This window comes from Pseudomonas thivervalensis (assembly GCF_001269655.1).
GTDB classification, from domain to species: domain Bacteria; phylum Pseudomonadota; class Gammaproteobacteria; order Pseudomonadales; family Pseudomonadaceae; genus Aquipseudomonas; species Aquipseudomonas thivervalensis.
The window spans coordinates 148,093-174,633 of the sequence record NZ_LHVE01000007.1 but is presented as its reverse complement, the minus strand read 5'-3'; the positions used below and the strand labels follow the sequence as shown (position 1 = coordinate 174,633).

The 26,541-nt window shown below is 62.5% G+C and carries 18 protein-coding genes; 10 read left to right on the top strand and 8 right to left on the bottom strand.

The window, feature by feature from the left end; translation table 11 throughout:
* The first annotated feature begins 80 nt into the window (after positions 1-80).
* Positions 81-437: a 4a-hydroxytetrahydrobiopterin dehydratase gene (locus AD659_RS08580; RefSeq protein ID WP_003184087.1), complete on the top strand. Its 357-nt coding sequence runs from the start codon at positions 81-83 to the stop codon at positions 435-437.
* Positions 437-1,630 carry an amino acid aminotransferase gene (locus tag AD659_RS08575; protein WP_053120237.1) on the top strand — a complete coding sequence of 398 codons (1,194 nt, stop codon included), beginning with the start codon at positions 437-439 and terminating at the stop codon, positions 1,628-1,630. The genes AD659_RS08580 and AD659_RS08575 overlap by 1 nt, the downstream gene beginning before the upstream one ends.
* Positions 1,631-1,874: 244 nt before the next feature.
* Here the strand turns inward: AD659_RS08575 and AD659_RS08570 are convergent, their stop codons facing one another.
* Entirely contained in the window at positions 1,875-2,438 is a 564-nt protein-coding gene (locus tag AD659_RS08570; RefSeq protein WP_053120235.1) for an NAD(P)H nitroreductase, read from the bottom strand.
* A gap of 161 nt (positions 2,439-2,599) precedes the next feature.
* Between AD659_RS08570 and AD659_RS08565 the strand changes: the two genes are divergently transcribed.
* Positions 2,600-4,054: a TrkH family potassium uptake protein gene (locus AD659_RS08565; protein ID WP_053120234.1), complete on the top strand. Its 1,455-nt coding sequence runs from the start codon at positions 2,600-2,602 to the stop codon at positions 4,052-4,054.
* On the opposite strand, the gene AD659_RS08560 is transcribed toward AD659_RS08565, so the two are convergent.
* The gene (locus AD659_RS08560; RefSeq protein ID WP_082341887.1) at positions 4,011-5,072 is read right to left on the bottom strand and encodes an AraC family transcriptional regulator; all 1,062 of its coding nucleotides are present in this window, start codon (positions 5,070-5,072) and stop codon (positions 4,011-4,013) included. The genes AD659_RS08565 and AD659_RS08560 overlap by 44 nt on opposite strands.
* Positions 5,073-5,371: 299 nt before the next feature.
* On the opposite strand from AD659_RS08560, the gene AD659_RS08555 reads away from it, so the two are divergent.
* Positions 5,372-5,683: an Mpo1-like protein gene (locus tag AD659_RS08555; RefSeq protein WP_053120230.1), complete on the top strand. Its 312-nt coding sequence runs from the start codon at positions 5,372-5,374 to the stop codon at positions 5,681-5,683.
* A gap of 12 nt (positions 5,684-5,695) precedes the next feature.
* Complete coding sequence (locus AD659_RS08550; protein ID WP_053120228.1) at positions 5,696-6,283, top strand: HD domain-containing protein; 588 nt, start codon at positions 5,696-5,698, stop codon at positions 6,281-6,283.
* Positions 6,284-6,402: 119 nt separating this feature from the next.
* Here AD659_RS08550 and AD659_RS08545 read toward each other — a convergent pair whose 3' ends face one another.
* Complete coding sequence (locus AD659_RS08545) at positions 6,403-7,218, bottom strand: UDP-2,3-diacylglucosamine diphosphatase (RefSeq protein WP_053120226.1); 816 nt, start codon at positions 7,216-7,218, stop codon at positions 6,403-6,405.
* Between the two features lie 134 nt (positions 7,219-7,352).
* On the opposite strand from AD659_RS08545, the gene AD659_RS08540 reads away from it, so the two are divergent.
* Positions 7,353-8,102 (top strand): helix-turn-helix transcriptional regulator, encoded by a 750-nt coding sequence (locus tag AD659_RS08540; protein WP_053120224.1) that lies wholly within the window; start codon positions 7,353-7,355, stop codon positions 8,100-8,102.
* 135 nt (positions 8,103-8,237) lie between these two features.
* The gene (locus tag AD659_RS08535) at positions 8,238-9,128 is read left to right on the top strand and encodes a DMT family transporter (RefSeq protein WP_053120222.1); all 891 of its coding nucleotides are present in this window, start codon (positions 8,238-8,240) and stop codon (positions 9,126-9,128) included.
* Here the strand turns inward: AD659_RS08535 and AD659_RS08530 are convergent.
* On the bottom strand, positions 9,122-9,409 hold the full coding sequence (locus AD659_RS08530; protein WP_053120220.1) for an Rdx family protein: 288 nt from the start codon (positions 9,407-9,409) through the stop codon (positions 9,122-9,124). The two genes, AD659_RS08535 and AD659_RS08530, sit on opposite strands and share 7 nt — an antisense overlap.
* Before the next feature lie 71 nt (positions 9,410-9,480).
* Here AD659_RS08530 and AD659_RS08525 point away from each other — a divergent pair, with 71 nt between their 5' ends.
* Positions 9,481-11,670 carry a patatin-like phospholipase family protein gene (locus AD659_RS08525; protein ID WP_053120217.1) on the top strand — a complete coding sequence of 730 codons (2,190 nt, stop codon included), beginning with the start codon at positions 9,481-9,483 and terminating at the stop codon, positions 11,668-11,670.
* 169 nt (positions 11,671-11,839) lie between these two features.
* On the opposite strand, the gene AD659_RS08520 is transcribed toward AD659_RS08525, so the two are convergent.
* The 3 genes from AD659_RS08520 to recQ all read right to left on the bottom strand — a co-directional run bounded on the left by AD659_RS08520 (position 11,840) and on the right by recQ (position 16,605).
* Positions 11,840-13,813, bottom strand: coding sequence for a FimV/HubP family polar landmark protein (locus tag AD659_RS08520; RefSeq protein ID WP_053120215.1), 1,974 nt, complete (start codon positions 13,811-13,813; stop codon positions 11,840-11,842).
* Positions 13,814-13,926: 113 nt separating this feature from the next.
* Positions 13,927-14,361: a MarR family transcriptional regulator gene (locus tag AD659_RS08515; RefSeq protein ID WP_003199001.1), complete on the bottom strand. Its 435-nt coding sequence runs from the start codon at positions 14,359-14,361 to the stop codon at positions 13,927-13,929.
* A 117-nt stretch (positions 14,362-14,478) separates the two neighbouring features.
* Positions 14,479-16,605: a DNA helicase RecQ gene (gene recQ, locus AD659_RS08510; protein ID WP_053120213.1), complete on the bottom strand. Its 2,127-nt coding sequence runs from the start codon at positions 16,603-16,605 to the stop codon at positions 14,479-14,481.
* Positions 16,606-17,031: 426 nt separating this feature from the next.
* Here recQ and AD659_RS08505 point away from each other — a divergent pair, with 426 nt between their 5' ends.
* The gene (locus AD659_RS08505) at positions 17,032-17,619 is read left to right on the top strand and encodes a UPF0149 family protein (RefSeq protein WP_053120211.1); all 588 of its coding nucleotides are present in this window, start codon (positions 17,032-17,034) and stop codon (positions 17,617-17,619) included.
* Positions 17,620-17,627: 8 nt separating this feature from the next.
* Positions 17,628-18,023, top strand: a complete 396-nt coding sequence (locus AD659_RS08500; RefSeq protein WP_053120209.1) for a YbaN family protein — start codon at positions 17,628-17,630, stop codon at positions 18,021-18,023.
* A gap of 245 nt (positions 18,024-18,268) precedes the next feature.
* Here the strand turns inward: AD659_RS08500 and AD659_RS08495 are convergent, their stop codons facing one another.
* Positions 18,269-26,110, bottom strand: a complete 7,842-nt coding sequence (locus tag AD659_RS08495; RefSeq protein ID WP_053120207.1) for a retention module-containing protein — start codon at positions 26,108-26,110, stop codon at positions 18,269-18,271.
* Between the last annotated feature and the right edge of the window lie 431 nt (positions 26,111-26,541).

The following is a 26,541-nucleotide window of genomic DNA, read 5'->3' as shown; positions in this document are numbered from 1 at the left end:
ATTGAGTCTGTTGCACGACGCGGCTTTGCTTTAGCGTGGGTGCATCGACGTTTTTCAAATATTCGATCCAGGAACACACCATGAACACTCTGAACCAAGCCCATTGCGAAGCCTGCCGCGCCGATGCCCCACAAGTCAGCGACGAAGAACTGCCGGTGCTGATCAAGCAGATCCCCGACTGGAACATCGAAGTGCGCGACGGCGTGATGCAGCTGGAAAAAGTTTTCCTGTTCAAGAACTTCAAGCACGCCCTGGCGTTCACCAACGCCGTCGGCGAGATCTCCGAGGCCGAAGGCCACCACCCGGGCCTGCTCACCGAATGGGGCAAAGTCACCGTGACCTGGTGGAGCCACTCCATCAAGGGCCTGCACCGCAACGATTTCATCATGGCCGCCCGCACCGATGACGTGGCCAAGACCGCCGAGGGCCGCAAATAATGCATTTCGATGCCATCGGCCGGGTCCCCGGCGACCCGATTCTCGGCCTGATGGAGGCCTACGGGGCGGACAGCAACCCGAGCAAGTTCGATTTGGGCGTGGGCGTCTATAAAGACGCTCAGGGCCTGACGCCGATCCTTCAATCGGTGAAGCAGGCCGAACAGCGGTTGGTGGACCGCCAGGTCACCAAGACCTACATCGGCGGTCATGGCGACGCCGCGTTCGGCCAGTTGATCAATGAATTGGTGCTGGGCGCCGACTCGCCGCTGATCAGCGCAAAACGCGCCGGTGCCACCCAGACACCCGGCGGCACCGGTGCCCTGCGCCTGAGCGCCGACTTCATCGCCCAATGCCTGCCGGGCCGTGGCGTCTGGCTGAGCAACCCGACCTGGCCGATCCACGAAACCATTTTCGCCACGGCCGGGCTCAAGGTCAGTCATTACCCTTATGTGGGCGCCGATAACCGCCTGGATTTCGAGGCGATGCTGGCGACCCTGAACCAGGCGCCCAAAGGCGATGTGGTGCTGTTGCACGCCTGCTGCCACAACCCCACCGGGTTCGACCTGTCCCACGAGCAATGGCGGCAGGTGCTGGAGGTGGTGCGCAACCGCGACCTGCTGCCGCTGATCGACTTCGCCTACCAGGGCTTCGGCGATGGGTTGGAGCAGGACGCCTGGGCGGTCCGGCTATTTGCCGAAGGGTTGCCTGAAGTGCTGGTCACCAGTTCCTGCTCGAAGAACTTTGGCCTGTACCGCGACCGTACGGGGGCGTTGATCGTCTGCGCCCGGGATGGCGAGAAGCTGGTGGATATCCGCAGCCAACTGGCAAACATCGCCCGGAACCTGTGGTCGACACCGCCGGACCATGGCGCGGCCGTGGTGGCGACCATCCTTGGCAGCCCGGAACTCAAAAGCCTGTGGGCCGATGAAGTCCAGGCAATGCGCCTGCGCATCGCGCAATTGCGCAGCGGTTTGCTGGAGGCCCTTGAACCCCATGGCCTGCGCGAGCGCTTCGCCCATATCGGCGTACAGCGCGGGATGTTTTCCTACACCGGCCTGACGCCGGAACAGGTCAAGCACCTGCGCGAGCGCCACAGCGTCTACATGGTCGGCACCGGCCGGGCCAACGTGGCCGGTATCGATGCGACGCGCTTGGACCTGCTGGCCGAGGCGATTGCTGACGCGTGTAAATAACACCACCGTCAGCCGTTGATCTTGTGGCGAGGGAGCTTGCTCCCGCTCGGCTCTGTAGGAGCTGGCGAAGCCTGCGATCTTTTGATCTTTCGCTTGAGACTCAAGTGTCTGGGGAAAGATCGCAGCCTCGTTGCACTCGACAGCTCCTACACTGCTCCTACACAGCTCCTACAGCCCAGCGGGAGCAAGCTCCCTCGCCACAGTGGATCAAACCGGCCTCAATCCATCCGCCGCCCTTGAGCCGTTATTGGCCCGTCCACTCCCGGACAAATTGCCCGACATCTTCCTGTGGCGCCGTGCGCGCTTCTTTCTGCGGCGTGCCCAGGTAAAGGAAGCCGATCACCTCTTCCCCCTCTTCAAGACCAAGCCCCCGGGCCACATGCGGCGAGTACGCCAGCTCACCCGTACGCCAAACGCCACCGACTCCCAGGGCATACGCGGCCAGCAGGATGCCATGGGCCGCGCAGCCGGCCGCCAGCAGTTGTTCGGATTTGGGGATCTTGAAATGGTCCTGCAGACGGGCGATCACCACCACGACCAAAGGTGCGCGCAACGGGCCGTTGAGGGCTTTTTCCACGACGGCGTCGGGTACCAGCGGGTCATTGAACTTTGCCGCTTCGGCCAGCAGTTCACCCATGCGCTGCCTCGCCTGCCCTTCAACCGTCAGAAAGCGCCATGGCCGCAACTGGCCGTGATCCGGTGCCCGCATGGCTGCGGCGAACATGAGCTCACGCTGTTCCGGCGTGGGGGCCGGGTCCACCAGGCGCGGGACGGAAACACGGTTGAGCAAAGCGTCGAGAGCCTGCATCGGCCACCTCCTGAAAAAATGTCCAGCTATTCTAGTGGCTGTGCGGCGAGTTCGTCAGCGCAAATTCCGCGGCCAAGCAGCCAGGCGCCGCCGAGTGCCGGTTTACAGGGCGCTGGTCGCAGGTAGAATGGCGCCCTTCCCTTTCAGCCTGAGCGGACTTCATGGCGTTGCCGACCCTGCGAATCATTGGTTTCATCATCGGCATCTTCCTGATCACCCTGGCGATCTTCATGGTCGTGCCCATGATCACGCTGATGGTCTTCGAGCGCACCCGCGACCTGCCGTCGTTCCTCTGGTCGAGCATGATCACTTTCCTCGCCGGCCTGGCGCTGGTGCTTCCCGGGCGCCCGGAACACATCCACCTGCGGCCGCGGGACATGTACCTGCTGACCGTCAGCAGTTGGCTGGTGGTGTGTATCTTCGCTGCGCTGCCGTTCCTGCTGACCCAGCACATCAGCTATACGGACTCGTTCTTCGAAAGCATGTCGGGCATCACCGCCACCGGTGCCACCGTCCTGAGCGGCCTGGACAACATGTCCCCGGGCATCCTGATGTGGCGCTCCCTGCTGCACTGGCTCGGCGGCATCGGCTTCATCGGCATGGCGGTGGCGATCCTGCCCCTGCTGCGCATCGGTGGCATGCGGCTGTTCCAGACCGAGTCATCGGACCGCTCGGAGAAAGTCATGCCCCGTTCCCACATGGTGGCGCGGCTGATCGTGGCGTCCTACGTGGGCATCACCATCCTCGGCACCCTGGCGCTCTGGTGGGCCGGGATGAGCCTGTTCGATGCCGTCAACCATTCGATGTCGGCGATCTCCACCGGCGGCTTCTCCACCTCGGACCTGTCCCTCGCCAAGTGGACCCAGCCGGCGGTGCATTGGGTCGCCATCGTCATCATGATCCTCGGCAGCCTGCCGTTTGCCCTGTACGTCTCGATGTTGCGGGGTAATCGCCGGGCGTTGATCAAGGACCAGCAGGTCCAGGGGCTCATTGGCGTGTTGCTGGTGACCTGGCTGGTGCTCGGCACCTGGTACTGGGCCACCACCGACCTGCATTGGCTGGACGCGCTGCGGCACGTGGCGCTGAACGTGACGTCCATCGTCACCACCACCGGCTTCGCCCTGGGCGACTACAGCCTGTGGGGCAATTTCTCGCTGATGCTGTTCTTCTACCTGGGGTTCGTCGGCGGTTGTTCGGGTTCGACGGCCGGCGGGATCAAGATCTTTCGCTTCCAGGTCGCCTACATCCTGCTGCGGGCCAACCTTAATCAACTGATCCATCCTCGTGCGGTGATCAAGCAGAAATACAACGGTCATCGCCTCGACGAAGAAATCGTCCGCTCGATCCTGACGTTCTCGTTCTTCTTCGCCATCACCATCTGCGTCATCGCCCTGCTGCTGTCGCTATTGGGCGTGGAATGGATGACGGCCCTGACCGGCGCGGCCAGTACCGTGTCCGGCGTCGGCCCGGGGCTGGGGGAAACCATCGGGCCAGCCGGCAACTTCGCACCGCTGCCGGACGCGGCCAAGTGGATTCTGTCGGCGGGCATGCTGCTGGGCCGGCTGGAGATCATCACGGTGTTCGTGCTGTGTATCCCGGCGTTCTGGCGTCACTGACCGGCTCAGGCTGGCTCGCCAACCGTGCCCGGTATTCGCCGGGCGTGGTGTCGAACCAGCGGCGAAAGGCCCGGAAAAAATTGCTTGGATCGGCGAATCCCAACAGGTAGGCGATTTCCAGCAACGTCATGCCCGCCTGCGCCAGATACTGCTCGGCCAGCTCGCGTCGAGTATCTTCCAGCAGGCTCTGGAAACTCGTGCCCTCTTCCTGCAAACGCCGCTGCAAGGTGCGCTGGGACAGGTGCAGTGCCTGTGCCACCACGTCACGCTTGGGCTCACCTTGGGGCAACAGCCGGCACAACACCTGTCGCGCCTTGTGCGTCACGCGGCTTTCCGAAAAACGCGCGAGGTACTCCCCGGCAAACCGGTCGTGAAGTTGCGCCATGGCTTCATTGGCCGTCGGCAGCGGCGCCTCCATGTCGGCCCGTTCGAAGATCAGCGCGTCATAGGGCGCGCCAAACACCAGCGGCGCAGGGAAGGCGCGCTGGTAAGGTGCCAGGTCCGAGGGCTCGGCGCCCTGGAACAGCACCTTCACCGGGCGCAGGGTGCGCCCGGTCAACCAACTGCACAGGGCTAGCGCACAGGCCAGGGACGCCTCGGCGCTTTGGCGGGTCGGGGGCAGATGGTCGCCGTGCACAGTCAGGATCAGCCCATAACCGCCTTCCAACGGACGAAAACTCAAGTCGGCGCTTTCGGCGATGATCCGCTGGTACCGCACCAGCCGTTGGAAACCCTCCACCAGGGTGCGACTGGACATCAAGGCGTAGCCGGCCACATGGAACGAAGCCGGGCGCACCACTTTACCCATGTTCAAGCCAATGGCCGGGTTTCCCGACAACTCCACCGCCCGTTGCCAGAGCCGCGTCATCGAGTCCTGGGGGAAACGCGCATCCGGATCGTCCAGTGCCTCAAAGTCCAGCCCCAGTTGCTTGAACAGCGCCCGACAATCCAGGCCGTCCATTTCCAACGCCTTGACAATCCCCATCGCCCAGCTTGAAGAAGTGGTTCGTTCGCTCATGACGTTTTACTTGCATGACGAGCCGCAGGGTACGGCTGGATTTGCGAAGGATAGCAGTGTCCGGTCTTACCAATAACGCCCCTTTTGGACGAGCGGCTGTTGTTGTCAGGCAAGGCGCCGCGACGAGTCATAGCCCGCTATGGCGAGGAGCGGCAACGCAGCATGACGACAACAGAAGCCGTCCAAGAGGGGCGTTATTGGTAAGACCGGACACTAGAGTGGCGCTGATTGTCACTGGCCGTAGCAATTGATAGCTCTAGACTTCAAGTATCAGAACAATAACCACAGAGTCAGCCGTCGTGGAAAACGCTAAACGATTCAATACTTTCGCCGAGTTCTACCCGTATTACCTCAGCGAACACAGCAACAGCACCTGCCGACGATTGCATTTCATCGGCACCTCCCTGGTCATCCTGGTATTCGCCCTGGCCCTCGTCGTTGGCGCCTGGTGGCTGTGGGTCGCCCTGCCGGTGGCCGGCTACGGCTTTGCCTGGGTCGGGCATTTCTTCTTCGAAAAAAACCGTCCCGCCACCTTCCAGCATCCGCTCTACAGCCTGCTCGGCGATTTCGTCATGTACCGCGACATGCTGCTGGGCAAGGTTGCGTTCTGATAAGGAGTGTCGATGAGCAACCATGCACGCTTTACCCACATGCAGGAAGGTACTGCAGAAGATTGGGCGATCATCGCGGCCGATTTCAGCGCCTACGCCCGACAATTGCCAGGCCGGATCCTGGCCCACTTGCAACTGCTGGACGGTGATTTCGGTGGGTTCCCGGTGGATCGCCTGACCCATTCCCTGCAAACCGCCACCCGCGCCTACCGCGACGGGCGGGACGAGGAGTATGTGGTCTGCGCCCTGCTCCACGACATTGGCGACACCCTCGGCTCGTATAATCACCCGGACATCGCCGCGGCGATCCTCAAGCCCTTCGTCAGCGCCGAAAACCTGTGGATGGTGGAAAAGCACGGGATTTTCCAGGGTTACTACTTCTTCCATCACCTGGGCATGGACCGGCACCTGCGCGAGCAGTTTGTCGAACATCCGCAGTACCAGGCGACCATTGATTTCTGCGCGAAATATGACGCGGCGGCGTTCGATCCCGAGTACGACACGCTGCCGTTGAATTTCTTCGAACCGATGCTGGAAAGGGTGTTTGCCGCGCCGAAGCAATCGATCTACAAGGCGGCGATGACTGAAACACCGGCCTGACGAACACCAAACGTCCCCTGTAGGAGCTGACGAGTGCAACGAGGCTGCGATCTTTTGATCTTTCGCTTGAGACTCAAGCGTCAGGGGAAAGATCGCAGCCTCGTTGCACTCGTCAGCTCCTACGCAGGTTCGGCGACTTTCAGGGCTTTCAACTGCGCTTCGCGCGCCTGGGCCTCCGCCAACCGGTACAACTCGATCGACCCGTCCCAATGCTCGATCAGCGCCGTGCAGGATTCGACCCAATCGCCACAATTGAGGTATTCCACCTCGCCTACCCTGCGCATCTCGGCGTGGTGGATGTGCCCGCAGACCACGCCATGCAGTTCGCGCTTCACGCACTCGTGGGCGATGGCTTCTTCGAAATCGCTGATGAAGCTGACGGCGGTCTTGACCTTGTGCTTGAGGTACGCCGACAGCGACCAGTAGCCGTAGCCATAACGGGCTCGCCAATGGTTGAGCCAGCGATTCAGCGTGAGGGTGAATTCGTAGGCCGAGTCCCCGAGGAACGCCAGCCAACGGTGGTAACGGGTGATGACGTCGAACTGGTCGCCATGGATCACCAACAGGTGCCGACCATCGGCGGTGACGTGCACCGCTTCGTCCACCAATTGGATATTGCCCAGGATCAGCTTCGAATAGCGCCGCAGGAATTCGTCATGGTTGCCGGTGACGTAGATCACTTCGGTGCCGCGCTTGCTCATGGTCAGCAAGCGGCGGATGACGTTGGTGTGGGCCTGGGGCCAATACATGCCACCGCGCAGCTTCCAGCCGTCGATGATGTCCCCTACCAGGTAGATCTTGTCGGCGTGGTAGCCCTTGAGGAACTGCGACAGGTGCTCGGCCTGGCAGTCCCGGGTGCCCAGGTGCACATCGGAGATCCACAGGGTGCGTACACGCTGCTTGCGGCTGGGTTTGGCGAGCTCGGCGCTGGTCATTGGGCAACCCTCTGATCGTTTTCGCCACTGTGCACCCCAGCGGTTAATGGCCCATGACAAACACAAGTCCATTGCATGACAGCGCCGGGCGTTGCCCCTCGGTGTATGCTGGCGGCCTGACACGGGAGACCGCGATGCGACCGATCCTCACGCTACGCCACTACAGCCACGACTTGATCGCCCACAGCCATGACCATGCGCAACTGGTGTTCGGGCTGTCCGGCGCGCTGGATTTCGAAGTCGAAGGCCGTGGCAGCCAAGTGGTGCAACAGAGCTTCGTGGTGGTACCCGCCGGCGCCCATCATGGCTGTGGCAGCCCCCACGGCAGCCGCTGCCTGGTACTGGATGTGCCCAGTGACGACTGGGTCGGACAATGCCTGGGGGATCACGCCGACGCCAGCCGCCGCTTGCTCGACGACAGCGCTCGCCTGCCCCTGGACGCAGGACAGAGCCAGTTGGTCAGCTGGCTGGCGAGCAGTCCGGTGGACGATCCGGTGATCGCCCAGCAAGGCGCGGTGCTGCTACTGGCGAGTCTCAACGGCGTTCGCCAGCAAACCCTGGGTGGCCGGCGCCTGCCCTACGCCGCGCTCAACGCCCACATCGACCAGAACGCGGCCTACCCGCTGCAAGTGGCGGACCTGGCACGGGTGGCCGGCCTTTCCAGCGCCCGCCTGCATGCGCGCTTCATCGCCGAGTGCGGGCAAACCCCGATGGAGTACATCCGCAGCCGCCGCTTGCACCAGGCCGTGGCGTTGTTGCGTGAGTCGGACTTGCCCATCGGCGAGATCGCCCACCGGGTCGGCTACAGCTCCCAGAGTGCCTTCGCCGCGGCGGTGCTGCGGGAATTCGGCGCCTCGCCAGGCAAGCTGCGGCACCCACGCTAGGTTCGCGCTAAAAATCGCTAGGATCGCGACAGACGCCATCCCCTCCCAGACGCTTAAATGCCTTATAGGAGCCGTCAGCTCCTACAGGGATAGATGTTTATCCGTTGGTTTTGGCTTAACTGTTGAAGGATTGAAATGACGCCTCGTACCGCCCTCGGCGCCCTGCACATTGGCGCACTCATGTTTGGCCTGACCGGTGTCTTCGGCAAACTCGCCGCGGCTTCGCCGGCGGTCATTGTGTTCGGTCGCGCCGTCTTCGCCGTGCTGGCCCTGGCGGTGTTTGCCCGGTTCGCCAGTAGCAGCCGCTGGCAGAAACTGCGGGCGCAGGATAGCCGACGATTGCTGCTGGGCGGCCTGTTGCTGGCCGGGCACTGGGTGAGTTTCTTCATCGCCGTGAAAGTGGGCGGCGTGGCGATCGCCACGTTGGGGTTTGCCAGTTTCCCGGCCTTCACGGTGTTGCTCGAGGGGCTGATCTTCCGCGAGCGGATTCGCGCCAATGAAATCTGGCTGGTGGTGTTAGTGAGCGTCGGCCTGGTGCTGGTCACGCCAAACTTCGACCTGGCCAGCGGTGCCACTACCGGTTTGCTCTGGGCCGTGGCGTCGGGGCTGCTGTTTTCCCTGTTGTCATTGACCAACCGCGCCGGCGCCGCCCATGTGCCGCCGGTGCAGGCCGCGCTGTGCCAGAACGTGGTGGTCGGGCTCTGCCTGCTGCCGATGGCCGCGCCACAATTGAGCGACGTGCGCCCCATCGACTGGTTGTGGATCGGCTTGCTCGGCGTGTTCTGCACCGGCCTGGCCCACAGCCTGTTCGTCGCCAGCCTGGCCGTGATCAAGGCCCGCAAGGCGGCGGTGGTCTTCGCCATGGAACCGGTCTACGGCATCGCCATGGCCTGGTGGTTGTTCGACGAGAGCCCGACATTGCGCATGTTGTTGGGCGGCGTGGTGATCATCGCGGCCATCGTGATTTCAAGCCAGGCGGGCGGCTCGAAAAAACCGCAGGTGGAGACCCAAGCCACGTCTCACTGACCCCGATCGTTGTGACCCAGGTCCCGCTCCGGGTCGATCCGGTCGCGGACCCGCTGCTTGAGGACCTTGGCCTCGGGAAAACCACCGTCGGCCTTGCGCTCCCAGATCTGCACACCGTCGCAGTTGATGTGGAACACACCACCGGTGCCCGGCACCAGCGACACTTTGCCCAGATCGTCGCCAAAGGTACTGAGCAGTTCCTGGGCCAGCCAGGCGGCACGCAGCAGCCATTGGCACTGGGTGCAATACGTGATGATGACTTCTGGTTTGTGTTCGGTCATTGCGGGTGAGCTCCTGGGTTCGAAGGCGTCGTTATAATACCTGCCTTTGATCGCCCGCCCCGAGATTGACGATGCGCCGCCTGCTCCCCCTCCTGCTTCTGCTGCTGTTGCCCCTTTTCGTCCAGGCTGTCGAAGCGCCACGCCCGAAAATCGGCCTGGTGCTGTCCGGCGGCGCGGCGCGCGGGCTGGCCCATATCGGTGTGCTCAAGGCCCTGGAAGAGCAAGGCATCAAGATCGATGCCATTGCCGGCACCAGCATGGGCGCGGTGATCGGCGGGCTGTATGCCTCGGGCTACAAGATCGACGAACTGGAAAAACTCGCCTTGGGCATCGACTGGCAACAGGCCTTATCCGATGCGCCACCCCGCAAGGACGTGCCCTTCCGGCGCAAGCAGGATGACCGCGATTTCCTGGTGAAGCAGAAACTGAGCTTTCGTGACGACGGCAGCCTCGGCCTGCCCTTGGGCGTCATCCAGGGCCAGAACCTGGCCCTGCTGCTCGAAAGCCTGCTGGCCCACGCCAGCGATACCCGGGATTTCGACAAATTGCCGATCCCGTTTCGCGCCGTTGCCACCGACATTGCCACGGGCGAAAAAGTAGTGTTCCGCAAAGGCCACCTGCCCAAGGTCATTCGCGCCAGCATGTCGATCCCGGCGGTGTTCGCCCCAGTGGAATTGGACGGTCGGCTGCTGGTGGACGGTGGCATGGCCGACAACATCCCGCTGGATGTGGCCCGGGAAATGGGCGTGGACATGGCCATTGTGGTGGACATCGGCACGCCGCTGCGCACCCGCAAGCAACTGGTCACGGTGGTGGACGTGCTGAACCAGTCGACCACCCTGATGACCCGGCGCAACTCTGAAGAGCAACTGGCAACCCTGAACAAAGACGACGTACTGATTCAACCGGCCCTGGCGAGCTTCGGCTCTACCGACTTCGGTCGGGCCCGGGAAATGATCGACGCCGGCTACCGCGCCACCCGCATACTCGACACACGCCTGGCTCCTCTACGCCCGTCCGAAGCGCCCGACGCCGAACTCATGGCCGCGCGCACGCCCAGCGAACGCACGCCGGTCATCACCGCCATCCGCGTGGAGAACGACTCGAAAGTCGGCGATGACGTGATTCGCTATTACATTCGCCAGCAGATCGGCGAGCCGCTGGACCTGGGGCGCCTGCAGACCGACATGGGCACGCTGTACGGCCTGGATTACTTCGAACAGGTGCAATACCGCGTGGTCCATAAAGGCCCGGACCGCACGCTGGTCATCAGCGCCCGGGGCAGACGTACCGGCACCGACTACCTGCGGCTGGGGCTGAGCCTGTCCGACGACATGCGCGGCGACAGTGCTTTCAACCTGGGGGCCAGCTATCGGGTCAACGGCATCAATCGCCTGGGTGCCGAATGGCTGACCCGGGCGCAGATCGGCGACAAGCAGGAGTTGTACAGCGAGTTCTACCAGCCATTGGATGTCGGCTCGCGCTACTTCATCGCCCCCTATGGGCAATTCGAATCACGCAACGTGGAGTCCATCCTGGACAACGATCCGGTGGCCCAGTATCGCGTCGAACGCTATGGTTTCGGGCTGAACGTGGGCCGCCAGATCGGCAACAGCGGTGAAATCCGCTTCGGTGTCGGCCAGGCCTGGGGCAAGGCCGATGTGCGCATCGGCGACCACGACCAGCCCAGCGAGAATTTCAACGAGGGCTTCTACGAGCTGAAATATTCGTTCGACTCCCTCGACAGCGTGTATTTCCCCCATGAAGGGGAAGACATCGGCCTGAGCTGGCGCCAATACGAACCGGGACTGGGCTCCGATCAGCGTTACCGTCAGTGGGAATTCAAACTGGACAAGGCGCTTAGCAGCGGCCCCGACACCTTCATCCTCGGCGGTCGCTACGGTCGCACCCTGGACACCGCCGAGGTGGTGACTTCCAGCTTTGTGCTGGGCGGGGCTCGGCAATTGTCAGGCTTTCGCGAAGACGGCGTATCCGGGCAAAACATGAGCCTGATGCGCGCGGTGTATTACCGCCGGCTCACGCCGAGGGCCTACTTGCCCCTGGACTTCCCGCTGTACATCGGTGGCTCCTTGGAGCGCGGCCGGGCCTGGAACAACGACAACGAATTCGACAGCGGCTACATCAACGCCGCGAGCATTTTCCTCGGTTTCGATACACCGCTGGGGCCACTGAATTTCAGCTATGGGTTTAACGACGATGATGAACAGGCGGTGTATTTGAACCTGGGGCAGACGTTTTGAGGGGTTGGGTGTTTGCCTGGGCTGGATTGATGGCCTGACCCACCGCAATCGCGAGCAAGCTCGCTCCCACAGGGATTGGTGGTGAACGGCCATCTCATGAACACCCGAAACCCATGTGGGAGCGAGCTTGCTCGCGATGAGGCCAGCAGCTACAACCCCTTGACGGCACTTAGCGAATCCCTGCCAGCAGAACCCGGGCGGTCTGCTTGAGGGGTTCGTCACCCTCTTCGAGCAGCTCTTCAAGCAGAGTGACGGCGGTTTTCAGGTCGCCATCGTCGATGCAATTCTGTGCCTGTTCCAGTTTGACCGAATGTTCCGGGGCCTGGGGTTCGAGGGACAGGGTGTCCAGGGAAACAGGTTCAAGGGTCAGCGGCTCAAATTCCAGCGCCTGCTCTTCATCGGCAAAACCGTCGAGGAAGGCATCGTCCAGCGACTCGGTTTCCAAGGGGGCTTCCCATTGCAGGTCCGGTTCGTCGAAACCCGAAAGCGACAAGCCCTCGGCACCGTCGGCTGCCCGTGGTGCAGCCCGATGTTCTTCGGCAGGCGTGTCCTGGTCATCCGCCAGGTCCCAACTGGTTTCCATGGACAGGGCATCCAGATCCAGCTCGAACTCATCACCAGGCGCCTGCTCAGGTTCAGGTTCAGGCGCAGGATCCGGTACGTGGGGTTGTGCCGGAGCCACTATCGGTGCGGTGATCGCGGCAACCTTGGGATAACGCCCACGGATTTCCTCCAGCGTCCCGGCCCCCACACCTTGTGCCAGCAGATGATTTTCCTGGGCCTGGAAACCGATGACATCGCCCTGTTTACCCAGTACCTCCAGCAACTTGAGGCCTAGGTCGGTGCGTTCCGGCTCCGCCAGCAAGGCCGCGCGCAACAGCCCCGCCGCCTCGGTGAATCGGCCGTAGGTCAGATAGATGCCAACGCCCTCCAGCACATCCCCCAGGGGCGCATCGCCGTTGTTGAACGAGGCCGCGGCCTCGGACGGCTCCGTGTCGGGGATAGATGCAAAGGTTTCGTCGCCCTCCTCCAGCATCGGCTCGGGGCGCTCGGTCAGCGGCGCCTCGTCGGCCTGCTGTTGGCGGCGCCGAATGAACAGTAACAACACGAGCAATCCCAACAGGCCCACCAAGCCTGCCACCCATGTCCAATCGATGCCCTCTGGCTCCGCCGGCGGTTCTGTAGTGGGGGATGCGTCTGGAGCCGGTTCCGACGCAGGGGGGGCCGGTTGCGGTGGCTCCGTCGTAACAGGGGTTGGAGCCGTCTCGGTGAGCCGGGCCTGCAGTTCGCCGATCTGCTGGCGCTGCCCGGCGATTTCCTGGTCCTGGGCCTGGAGCCGCGCTTGCAGTGCCTCGATGGTCTTTTGTTGCTGCTGGTTCTGCAGCACGCTGGCGGCCAACTGCTCATCGGACGCGGCGGAGACCTGGCCGGCGGTGGATGCTGCCGACGTCGGCAGCACAGCCGCGTCAGGCAATAACAGGCGCTGACCGATGGAAAGCCGATCACTGCCCGGGTTCAAGGCCTGGATGCCTTGCACCAGCTCATTAACCGACGCGTTGCTGCCGGCGTCATGCAGGCGCTGGGCAATCACCCAAGGGTTGTCCCCCTGCACGACCGTGTAGCGCTTGCCCTGTACAGCCGGGGGCGGCTTGATGGCCGGGGTGGCCTGGCTCGGCTCAGACTCCGAGGTCGTAGAAGGTTCGTCACGGGCCGGCACGATACCCGGCGTGCCCGGTGGATCGATCAGCACGGTGTATTCACGCAGTACGCGCCCGTTGGGCTGATTGAGCTGCACCAGGAAACTCAGGAAAGGTTCCTCCACCGGTTTGCTGGAGGTCACCCGAATGAAACTGCGCTCCCCGCGCAAAACCGGCGTAAAGCGCAGGTTATTGAGAAAGAAACCCCGCTCCACACCCGCTCGACTGAAATCGTCCGGGCTCGCCAGGCTCGCCGACAGATCGCCCTCGCCGATCCCGGCCACATCGACCAGGGCGATATCGGCACGCAACGGCTGGTTCAGGGCGGAATGGAGCGTGATCTCGCCAAGCCCCAGCGCTGACGCCAGGACCGGAAACCCCAGGGTACCCACGATGATCGACACGTTGATCCAACTGCGCAACGTGGACTGCAGACTTTCAAGCATGGGTATCCCTTTCGACTACCAGACTGAGCGGAAACGCATCCAATACGATCGCTTAGTACTGGTTATAGTTCGCTAATCGCCGATTCTCAAAAGTCTGACGCCAGGGATATGCCTCAGGATTTTTCCAGGTTGGCCAGGATCGTGCCGTGAACCCGCATGCAGACGCGCATGTCCGCCTCGTCGACACCTTCGAACAGCTCCCGACGCAATTGCGTGGCAATGGTTTCGATTTGTTCGATCAGGGGAAGCGCCGGGGCGCAGAGCACGATTTTCTTGGCCCGGCGGTCTTCGGCCACCGCCTGGCGCTGCACCAGGCCTTGGGTTTCCAGGCTGTCGAGCAAGCGGGCCAGGGTCGGACCTTCGACGGCGACACTCTGGGCCAACTCACGCTGGGTCGGCGCCTGTTCGAAACGGGCCAGGTGCAGCAGCACCAGCCAGCGCGCCTGGGACAAGCCCAGCCCGGCCAGGCGGCGATCCAGTTCGGCACGCCAGCCTCGGGACATCTGCGCCAGCTGCATGCCAAAACGGTGTTGATCGGTTAACGGCATAAAAAACTCATCAGATCTGAAATAGAGAAAAACTAATTATTAGTCAGCTAAGCATGCGCTTTGGATTCAAGCAAGGTTCGCTTTGTACTGAATCGTTAAAGGAGCGCAACTCACTGATCAGACTTCAAATTCCGACTGCAATGCAGCCCTGACGCAATACAGCACCCCTTCGGGCACCCGTCCGACAAACAGTGCGGCAACTTCAGCGACTGGCGGTAACTCGCCTTCGCCATCCAGGAACGCGTCCTGTACCTCGCCCATCAGCTCCTCGGGCAGATCCAGTGCCTGTTCCAAGGATAACTGCTGTTTGCCGATGGCCTCGGCCAGCATCGTGTAGACGTTCTTCTCCGAGCACTGCAATTGCCCAGCGATCTGCAACGGCGTCATGCCGGCCCGGGCCAGCGTGATGAGCTCGTGGCGTACATCGGCCACCGCTTTCGGCGCTTCGGCCTCGCCGCCCAGCACCTGGAGGAAAGCCTCGCCATAACGCTCCAGCTTGCGCGCACCGACGCCGCTGACCCGGGCCATTTCCGCCAGGGAGGTGGGCTGGCTGCGGAGCATTTCCAGCAGGGTCGAGTCGGGGAAGATGACGTAAGGCGGTACGCCGTGTTCCTCGGCCAGCTTGCGACGCAAGGCGCGCAAGGCTTCCCATTGATCGCGCTCTTCGCCACGGACCAGTTGGCTGGCCTGGCTCTTGCTGCTCTTGACCGCCGTTGCCGGCTTGAGGTCGCGGCGCAGTTCGAGGGTGACCTCGCCCTTGAGCAGGGGCCGGCAGGTTTCGGACAAGCGCAGGCCGCCGTAACCTTCCAGGTCGATGTCGGCCAGGCCGCGGGCCACCAGTTGGCGGAACAATGTGCGCCACTCATTTTCGGTGCGCGCCTTGCCCACGCCGAACACCGACAGGTGCTGGTGGCCGAAGTTGCGGATCTTCTCGTTGTCCTTGCCCAGCAACACATCCACCAGGTGCCCGACGCCATAACGCTGGCCGGTGCGGAAAATCGCCGATAAGGCCTGGCGGGCCGGCTCGGTGGCGTCCCAGGTTTCCACGCCATCGACGCAGTTGTCGCAATGCCCGCAAGGCTGGGGCATGTCTTCGTCGAAATAGGCGAGCAAGGTCTGGCGACGGCAGCGGGTTTCTTCGCACAGCGAGAGCATGGCGTCGAGCTTGTGCTGCTCCAGGCGCTTGTGGCGTTCATCGCCTTCGGAGTTCTGCAGCATCTGCTTGAGCATCACCACGTCTTGCAGGCCGTAGGCCATCCAGGCATCGGCCGGCAAGCCGTCACGGCCGGCACGCCCGGTTTCCTGGTAATACGCCTCGAGGGACTTGGGCAGGTCCAGGTGCGCGACAAAACGTACGTTGGGTTTGTCGATGCCCATGCCGAACGCCACGGTGGCCACCATGATCAGGCCTTCCTCGTTGAGGAAGCGCTTCTGGTGATAGGCCCGCAGGTCGTTGGGCAGGCCGGCGTGATACGGCAACGCCGGGAACCCTTGCTCGCACAGGAACGCCGCGACTTCATCGACCTTTTTGCGCGACAGGCAATAGACAATGCCGGCATCGCTGCGGCGTTCGGCGAGGAACGCCAGCAGCTGCTTGCGCGGCTGCTCCTTGGGCACGATGCGGTAGAAAATATTGGGACGGTCGAAACTGGACAGGAACCGCTCGGCATTCTGCAAGTGCAGGCGCTCGACGATTTCCTCGCGGGTGCGCTTGTCGGCGGTGGCGGTCAGGGCGATGCGCGGCACGTCAGGGAACAGTTCCGCCAGTTGCCCCAGTTGCAGGTATTCACGTCGGAAGTCATGGCCCCATTGCGACACGCAGTGGGCTTCGTCAATGGCGAACAGGGCGATTTCCAGGCTCTGCAGGAACGCCAGCATGCGCGGCTGCACCAGGCGTTCCGGGGCCAGGTACAACATTTTCACTTCGCCGCGCTTGATCCGCGTCGCCAGGTCCCGCTGCTGCTCGGCGCTGAGAGTGGAGTTCAGCGACGCGGCGGCGACCCCCAGTTCCTCGAGAGTCGCAACCTGGTCGTCCATCAGCGCGATCAGCGGCGAAACCACCACCGCCAGGCCGTTGCGCAATAGCGCCGGCACCTGGAAGCACAAGGATTTGCCGCCGCCGGTGGGCATGAGCACCAGGGCATCGCCACCGCTGGCCACGCGCTCAATAATGGCACCCTGGCGGCCACGGAAACTGTCGTAGCCGAAGATGTCCTTGAGAACGCGTTGAGCCTGTTCGAGCATAGAAACTCCAAAAATCACCGAAACATCCCTGCAAGGCTGGTTCAGAATCACAAACGCTGCACCGGCAAATCGTAAGTGCGCGTTTCGAACCGGCGGGACGCCGCAGGGCATCACAAAACGCGGCAGTATACCCGAGGCCTTCGTTGCAAAGGGGGCTGCTGACAAGAGGTGATCAAGCAGGCGATTGCACGCCGTGCGCCCTGTAGGAGCTGCCGAGTGCAACGAGGCTGCGATCTTTCCCCAGCCAATTGCATCTAAAGCGAACGGCCAACAGATCAAGATCAAGAGATCGCAGCCTTCGGCAGCTCCTACAGGTATCGCGGCCCGCCCGTGGGCCCAAGTCGAAGCAAATACACCACGCGGCTGGCCTGGGCGCTCAAGAAGGCCTAGAATTCCCGCATTGTTTATTCCCCAAGGTAGCCCGTAATGTCCTTCGCTGAGCAACTGACCCGCCTGCAAGTCTTCCTCGACGCCGATGAACTGCACGAGGAAGCGCTGGACTACGTGGCCGCTCACGGCTACCTGACCGCCCTGTCGATCTGCTCCGAACAAGTGCCGGAGCGTGAGTGGATCGACGCCCTCTTCGCCGAAGAGCCGCATTACGCCGACGAAGCCGAGCGCGAGGTAATCGAAACCACGCTGGTGTTGCTCAAGGCCCACATCGCCCGTCAACTGGCTTCCGACGAAGAATTCGAACTGCCGTGCGAACTGGACCTGGGGGATGACCCGGACGATTCGGAACTGCGTGGCTGGTGCATCGGCTTCATGGAAGGCGTGTTCCTGCGCGAAGCCGCCTGGTTCGAAACCGCCGAAGAGGAAGTCAGCGAAATGCTGCTGCCGATCATGGTGGGTTCCGGCCTGTTCGATGAGCAACCTGAATTTTCCGACATCGCCGCCGACGCGAACCTGATGGACGACATGATCGTCCAGATCCCCGAAGCCCTCACCGCCCTGTATCTGCTGTGCAACGCCCCGGACGAGAAACCGGCGATCCTCAAGCCTCGCCACCACTGAGTGACCGGGTGCCCTCGCCAGTCGGCAACCGCCCGCTGATCCTGCGTTACGCTCTACTGGCCATCGGCTGGTTGAGCGTGGTGCTGGGGGTCATCGGCATCTTCATTCCCGTCCTGCCCACCACCCCCTTCCTGCTGCTGGCCGCGGCCTGCTTCGCCCGCAGTTCGCCGCGCTTCTACCAATGGCTGGTAGGCCATCCCCGCCTCGGCCCGTGGATCAGCGACTACCTCAGCGGCAACGGCATCCCGCTCAAGGGCAAGGTCTACGCCATCGGGCTGATGTGGACGAGCATCCTGCTGTCCTGCTACCTGGTGCCCCTGCCATGGGCGCGGGGGTTCATGCTCACCAGTGCGGTGCTGGTGACGGTTTATATTCTCAGGCAGAAAACGCTGCGCAGCCCCTGAGTTTCCCCTATGGCGAGGGAGCTTGCTCCCGCTGGACCTGTAGGAGCTGGCGAAGCCTGCGATCTTTTGATCTTGATCTTTCGCTTAGGACTCAATGAGTAGTGGAAAGATCGCAGCCTCGTTGCACTCGACAGCTCCTACACAGTTCCTACAGCGCAGCCGAGCGGGAGCAAGCTCCCTCGCCACAAAGGCAAACCCCGCCACATCCAAACTGGACATGGCGGGGTTTGTTGTTTCAGCTCACCTCACACCGTATCCACCTTCAACGAATGATCATTCAACATCCCATTGATGATAGTCGCCGTGTCCGCGCCGCCAATGATGCCCCCCGCGCCCGGCGTGACGCCGTAGTGACTGGCGAGGTTGACGCCGGCCAGGTCGATGGTCTGGTTCGGCGTGGCGCCGGCAATGGCGCTGACGTCGATGCTGGTGATCACCGACGCACCGCTGCCGCTGACAGAGAAATGCAGGTAGTCATCCAGTGACGCAGCGCTGCCATTCTCCCCTTGCAACAGCTGGGACAGGTCGAGTTTGTCGACGCCGGGCGCGAAGTCGGTGATCACGTCGTGGCCGCTGTTGCCGGCCTGCCATTGGAAGGTATCGGCGCCGCTGCCGCCGGTGAGGGTGTTGTTACCCAGGCCGCCAATCAGCAGGTCATTGCCGCCTGCGCCATTGAGCACGTCATGGCCCAACCCGCCGTCGATGCGGTTGCTGGCGCCGTCACCGACGAGGGTGTCGTTGAAGTTCGAGCCCACCAGGTTTTCCACGCCGCTCAAAGTGTCGGTGCCCGCGCCCAGGGTGTTCTGCGCCGCCAACAGGCCCAGGTTCACCGTGACCGCCGACGTGGCGTGGGCGTAGCTGGCGGTATCGTTGCCGGTGCCGCCATCGAGCAGGTCCTTGCCCGCGCCGCTGTAGAGCACGTCATCACCTGCCCCGCCCTGCAAAGTGTTGTTGCCCGATCCGGCGCTGAGGGTGTCGTTGCCGTCGCCCGCGTTAAGGGTGTTGTCACCATTGCCGGCCAGCAACACATCGTCGCCACTGGTGCCCGTCAGGGTATGGCCCGCCTGATAGCTGATGCCAACCGACGCACTGTCGCTGCCGCCGTGGTTGTCGCTGGCGGTGTAGCTGCCGTGGTAATCCGCTGTTTTGTCCTGCGCCCCGGCATAGTCGACGGTCAGGGTCAGTTGATAGTTTTCCGCAGCGTTGGCATTACCGCCGCCGGGATTGGCGATGTTGGTGACGTGGATCTGGTAATTGCCATCCGCTGCCGCAGTGAAAGAAGCACCGTCGTTGATCGCGATGAAAGGCCCGCCGTTGAGTGAATATTCCATCGCAATGCGACCGGCCGACAGGTTGTGGTCCAGGGTGAGGGTCTCGCCCTGCTTGAGGCTTATATTGAGCCGGTCTTCGTCGTTGGCATTGTTGTTCGACACCATCCCCAGTGCACCGCTGACCACCAGCATCGCCGTCATGCTCGCGGTATTGGCGACGAAAGCACTGCGGCTGAGGTTGATCGACTGCACGTTGTTGCCGGTGAAGCTGGCCGTGCCGATGCTGCCGGTAAAGTCCCCGCCCTTGGCGAGCCATCCGGTATTGAAACTGGTGGGCGACGCGGTGAGCGGATCGCCATTGGCGTCACTGTCATTACCCAGCAACAGCTCGCCTGGAATCACGATGTTGCCCGACAGCACGTTGGTGATGATGTTGTCGTCGACCGCGATCGGTGGACTGTTGGGCACGACGTTGATCACCAGGCTGGAGCTCGCCAGGTCACCATCATTATCAATGACGGTGTAGCCGATGTGCTCGGTGATCAGGGTGCCGGTGGTGGTCTGGGAGGTGTAGCTGAACGCACCGGTATCCAGGTTGACCACCAACGTACCGTCGTGGTCGGTGGCGATGCTCAGTGTGTTGGTGGCGGTATTGAAGGAACCATGGTTGACCCCGCCGCTGGCGGTCAGCGCACCGTGGCCACCGTTGGCCGCCGGGTCGTAGCTGTACGTGGTGCCATCGACCACCAGGCTTTTGACAAACCCGCCATCGGCGCCGAACGAGCCCCCCTCGCCCAGCAGGTTGCCGGTGACCGGCGCACCTTGCACCGTGCCGGAGAGCACCGAGTTGAGCTGGTTCAGGTCAGTGACCACCACCGCGTTGGTGTTGGTGTGGGCACTGCCGTCGTAGGCCAGCGGGTCGAGGTGGGCGTTGCTGACGCCGCTGCCCAGGCCGATGGCGTAGTTCTTGATGTCATTGGCATCGAGGAAGGCTTTCCACGCGACTTCGTCCGCCGAGCCGATTTCGCCCAAGGTCGGCTTGCCGTCGGAGAAGAAATAGCCAACGTTCTGTGCGCCGGTCAGTTGGCCGGGATTTGCGAACGCCATCTTGGCCGTCGCCACGGCCGCATCATAATTGGTGTCACCGTTCGCGCTCAGCGCGGAGATCAGCGTCTTGGCAGTTGCCACATCCACCCACATGCCGCTCTGGTCGGTGGCGCTGCCGCTGAAGGTCACGAGCTGGACTTTCACATCGCCCAAGTCATCGTATTTATCGAGCAAGGCGCTGATTGCCTGTTTCGCCAGGTCCATCCGCGAGAGCCCCGACACGCCGGAGGGGTCCTTCATGCTGCCGGAGACGTCGAGCACGATCAGCAGGTTCGAATCGATCTCCACCGCGGTGACCGAACGCTCGGACGCAACGGCCTTTGGCACGTCATCGACGATGCTGACCACCAGGCTGCCGGTGGTGCTGTTGCCCAGGGAATCGGTGGCCTGGTAGGTGAAGCTCTCGTTCAACACGTTCGGGCCATCGTTGGCGTGGGGCGTGGTCGTGGCCGGTGAGGTCAGGGTGTAGGTGTACGAACCGTCGGGCTGAAGCTGCAACTGACCGTAGGCGCCAGTGGCATTGCCCACCAGGGTGAACGTGACGGCGCCCGTCGCTCCGCTGATCGAGCCGACCAAAGTCCCACTGGCGGTTTCACCGGTGGCGCTCGGGTCGCTGCCGGTGACCGTGCCGGGGGCCAGGTCCTGGCCGTCCTGGTTCAGGTCGAGGGCTTTTTCATAGACGGTAATGTCGTGGTCGGTTTCTGCGACGAGGCAGCTGTTGTGCACGTCAATGGTGACGGTCGTGGTGCTCTCATCACCATCGGCGTCACGCACGGTGTAGGTGAAGACATCGGTCGCGCCCGGGGCGCCGACAGCGTCGGGGTTGCTGTGATAGACAGCGTTGCCGTTGGCGTCCAGGGTCAGGTAGCCGTAGGTGCCATTGATCTGGGTGTTCAAGCCACCGATGGCAGGGTTCGAGGTGTCGTTGCCGGCGCGCACACCGATGACCGCACCGCCGTCGGCACCGAGTACGTCATTGTCCAGGACGTTGCCATTGACCGTCCCACCCTCCACCACCGAAGCGACATCGCAGTGAGCCTTGGGCATGTCGTCGACGATGTCGATCACGATGGTGCTGGTGACGGTGTTGCCCAACGAGTCCGTGGCCTGATAGGTGAAGCTCTCGCTCAGCACGTTCGGGCCATCGTTGGCGTGAGGCGTGGTCGTGGCTGGCGAGGTCAGGGTGTAGGTGTAGGAGCCGTCGGGCTGCAGCGACAGTTGGCCGTAGGCACCGGTGGCGTTGCCCACCAGTGCGAAGGTCACTGCGCCCACGGCGCCGCTGACCGAGCCGACGAGGCTGCCGCTGGCGGTCTCGCTGGTGGCGCTCGGGTCGCTGCCGGTGACCGTGCCGGGGGCCAGGTCCTGGCCGTCCTGGTTCAGGTCGAGGGCTTTTTCGTAGACGCTGATTTCCTGGTCCGGCGTGGCGACGAGGCAGACGTCATGGACATCGATGGTGATGGTGGTGGTGCTTTCATCGCCATCGGCGTCGCGCACGGTGTAGGTGAAGACATCGGTTGCACCAGGGGCGCTGACGGTGTTCGGGTTGCTGTGATAGACAGCGTTGCCGTTGGCATCCAGGGTCAAATAGCCGTAGGTGCCGTTGATCTGGGCGTTCAGGCCGCCAATCGCCGGGGTCGAGGTGTCGTTGCCAGCACGCACGCCGATCACGGCACCACTCGCGGCCGGACCGTCGGCACCGCCTTCGTCGTTGTTGAGGACGTTGCCACTGACCGTCCCGCCCTCATCCACCGAGGCGGAATCAGCATGGGCGGTCGGCAGGTCATCGACGATATTCACATCCAGGTTGCCGTTGGCGGTGGAGCCGTTGTCATCAGTGACGACGACCGCAAATTGCTCGCTAACGCTGTTGGCACCGTTGGCGGTTGGATGGGCTTCGTTGTCCAGCAAGGTGTAGCTGTAACTCACCACACCGGTAGCAGCGTTGAAGCCTGTAATGGTCAGGGTATTGCCCAGCGCGGTCGTGATCGACTGTGGGAAACCGGCCGCTACGCCGTTGGTGACGACGTTGATACCGCCCACGCTCAGGGTCTGCACACCGTCCAATGCGGTCACGGTGAACGTGCCGCTTTGGGTCAGCGCCGATGCATCCGGGCTGCTGCCGTCGCTGAGGTTTTTTTCCTGCAACGACAGCTCGCCACCTTCGGTGTCGAGGCCGGTGATGATCACCGGGTCGTCGTTGTTGTGCACTTGCAGCACCAGGTTCGCGGTGCTGGTATCGCCATCGGCATCGGTCAGGGTGTAGGTGAAGGTTTCGCTGCCATCACCGCCGCCGTGCAAGCCTTTGAAATCGGCATCGGTGGTGTTGAGGGTGTAGGTGTAGGAACCGTCGGCATTGAGCACCAGGGTGCCGTAAGTGCCGGTGAAGGTGCCGGGGGTGATTGGGCCGGACGCCACCTGGTCCGCGCCTTGGGTGTCGTTGGTCAGCACGCTGCCGGTCAGGGTCAGGTTGGTTTCCGAAGCGGTACCGTTGCTGTCGTCCACGGCCTTGGGCAGGTCGTCGACGATGTTCACGTCCAGGTTGCCGTTGGCCGTGGTGCCGTTGTCGTCGGTAGCGACTACGGCGAATTGCTCGCTAACGCTGTTGGCACCGTTGGCGGTTGGATGGGCTTCGTTGTCCAGCAAGGTGTAGCTATAGCTGACCACGCCGGTGGTGGCGTTGTAGCCAGTGATGGTCAACGTGTTGCCCAGCGCGGTGGTATTCGATTGTGGGAAACCAGCCGCTACGCCACCCGTCACTACATTGATACCGCCAACGCTCAAGGTCTGCACACCGTCCAACGCCGTCACGGTGAACGTGCCGCTTTGAGTCAGCGCCGATGCATCCGGGCTGCTGCCGTCGCTGAGGTTTTTTTCCTGCAACGACAGCTCGCCACCTTCGGTGTCGAGGCCGTTGATGATCACCGGGTCGTCGTTGTTGTGCACTTGCAGCACCAGGTTCGCGGTGCTGGTGTCGCCATCGGCATCGGTCAGGGTGTAGGTGAAGGTTTCGCTGCCATCACCGCCGCCGTGCAAGCCTTTGAAATCGGCGTCGGTGGTGTTGAGGGTGTAGGTGTAGGAACCGTCGGCATTGAGCACCAGGGTGCCGTAAGTGCCGGTGAAGGTGCCGGGGGTGATGGGGCCGGACGCCACCTGGTCCGCGCCTTGGGTGTCGTTGGTCAGCACGCTGCCGGTCAGGGTCAGGTTGGTTTCCGAAGCGGTACCGTTGCTGTCGTCCACGGCGTTGGGCAGGTCGTCGACGATGTTCACGTCCAGGTTGCCGTTGGCCGTGGTGCCGTTGTCGTCGGTAGCGACTACGGCGAATTGCTCGCTAACGCTATTGGCACCGTTGGCGTTTGGATGGGCTTCGTTGTCCAGCAAGGTGTAGCTGTAGCTGACCACACCGGTAGCAGCGTTGAAGCCTGTTATGGTCAGGGTATTGCCCAGCGCGGTCGTGATCGACTGTGGGAAACCGGCCGCTACGCCGTTGGTGACGACGTTGATACCGCCAACGCTCAAGGTCTGCACACCGTCCAACGCCGTCACGGTGAACGTGCCGCTTTGGGTCAGGGCCGATGCGTCCGGGCTGCTGCCATCGCTGAGGTTTTTTTCCTGCAACGACAGCTCGCCGCCTTCGGTGTCGAGGCCAGTGATGATCACTGGGTCGTCGTTGTTGTGCACCTGCAGCACCAGGTTCGCGGTGCTGGTGTCGCCGTCGGCGTCGGTCAGGGTGTAGGTGAAGGTTTCGCTGCCGTTGCCACCGCCGTGCAAACCTTTGAAATCGGCATCGGCGGTGTTGAGGGTGTAGGTGTAGGAACCGTCGGCGTTGAGCACCAGGGTGCCGTAAGTGCCGGTGAAGGTGCCGGGGGTGATCGGGCCGGACGCTACCTGATCCGCACCTTGGGTGTCGTTGGTCAGCACGCTGCCGGTCAGGGTCAGCTGGGTTTCCGAGGCGGTACCGGCGTTACTGTCGTCCACGGCTTTAGGTAAGTCATCGACGATGTTCACGTCCAGGTTGCCATTGGCAGTGGTGCCGTTGTCGTCGGTGACAACTACGGCGAACTGTTCGCTGAGGCTGTTGGCGCCGTTGGCATTTGGATGAGCTTCGTTGTCCAGCAAGGTGTAGCTGTAGCTGACCACGCCGGTAGCTGCGTTGTAGCCGGTGATGGTCAGGGTGTTGCCCAGCGCAGTGGTGATCGATTGTGGGAAACCGGCCGCCACGCCGCCCGTCACCACATTGATGCCGCCCACGCTCAAGGTCTGCACACCGTCCAGCGCAGTCACGGTGAAGGTGCCACTTTGGGTCAGGGCCGATGCATCCGGAGCGCTGCCATCGCTGAGGTTTTTCTCCTGCAACGACAATTCGCCACCTTCAGCATCCAGGCCCACCAGCACCACCGGGTCGTCATTGTTATGCACCTGCAGCACCAGATTCGCGGTGCTGGTGTCGCCGTCGGCATCGGTGAGCGTGTAAGTGAAGGTTTCGGTTCCGCTGCCCCCACCATGCAACGCGACAAATTGCGGGTCGCTGGTGTTCAGGGTGTAGGTGTACGTGCCGTTGGGGTTGAGCACCAGGGTGCCGTAAGTGCCGGTGAACGTCCCGCCAATGATCGGTCCGCTGTCGGGGCCGGTGGGGATCCGGTCGGCGCCCTGATGGTCGTTGGGCAATACGTTGCCGGTGAGGGTGACCAGGGTTTCCGACGCCGTGTTGGCATGGCTGTCGTCAATCGCCTGGGGCACGTCATCGGTGATGTTGACGTCCAGGGTGCCGGTGGCCGTGTCGCCGTCGGTGTCGACGGCCACCACCGGGAACTGCTCGGTGATGCTATTGGCACCACCGCCGGCAGGATGGGTTTCATTGTCCGTCAGGGTGTAGGTGTAGTTGACCACCCCGGTGGCCGGGTCATAGCCGGTGACGGTCAACGTGTTGCCCAGAGGCGATGTAATGGTCAGGGGGAAACCTGAGGGCACGCCGCCGCTGATCACGTTGATGCCGCCGATGCTCAGGCTGCTCAGCCCGTCAGGCGCGGACACCGTGAAGGTGCCATTTTGCACCAGCGCCCCCGGATTGCTGGACGTACCATCGGCCAGATTGGCCTCGTTGGTGGTCAGTTCGCCGCCCTCGACATTGACCCCGTCTAGGGTCACGGGATTGTCCGGCGTCTCAGGGGTTACCGGTGGCGTGGTTGCGTCGTCGCCATTATCCGGATCGCCGGCCAGGCGCAGCAGTGGAAACTCGGGAATCCCGTTGAACCCGGCCGTCGGGAAACCGATCAGCGGATCGACCTCCCCGCCGACTTCTTCCAGCAGCACAAAACTGTGTCCACCGCCCACGCCCCCCGGGTTGCCACCCTCGGGGCCGGCGGCCGTGGCTTCACCGGTCTGGGTCGGGTCGGCACCGGCGGCGATGGCTTGCTGCAGCTTTTGCACATCGGTCAGTTGCGCGTCACTCGGTGTCGCCGCGTCGGGCGTGTCGACATGAGGCGCATGGTTGGCTAGCAACTGCGGGGTCAAGGTCAGGTCGCTTCCGCGGCCCAAGGTCAATGTCTGGCCGTTCTGCAGATGAACCGCCACGGCCCCTTCGGCACCGGTGACCAAGTGTTCGCCGGCATAGAGCCGATCGCCTTCGACCAGAGGCCGCTGCTGGCCACCAGGCGCTTGCGCGAAAACTTGCCCGACCACTTTGCTGACGATACCGATGAGCGCTGCCATGTGCATTTCCTCCGTTGCCGACCGCAGTCGGCACCTGTGTGGGTGAAGAATCCGTCCTCAGATTGGCGACCCGCAAAGCTGGAAAATCTGCCAGCTTTCGTGAAAGCAAGAGGTGCTGGCAATTCGCCTAAACGACAAAAAACCGTCACAAAAAACCACCTCATCCGTCGCCCTTTCGGCACGTCTTCACATCGCTTAAAAATCTGCATGGAACTTTTATTGACGCCTAAAAGCCGTCAGAACCCGCAGATTCAAAGGCTTTCGCTTTGAACAATGTGCCGGTTTTTTATCAGCACATAAGTTTTTTTCGGCATAACCATTATGAGAAATTCTTCTTAGGTTTCGCGCAGGATGTTCTTAGCTGTGTTGTTACAAGGTTGAAACGGTTTTGATCTTTAATACGTCAATAAATTGGCGACAACGAAGCACTA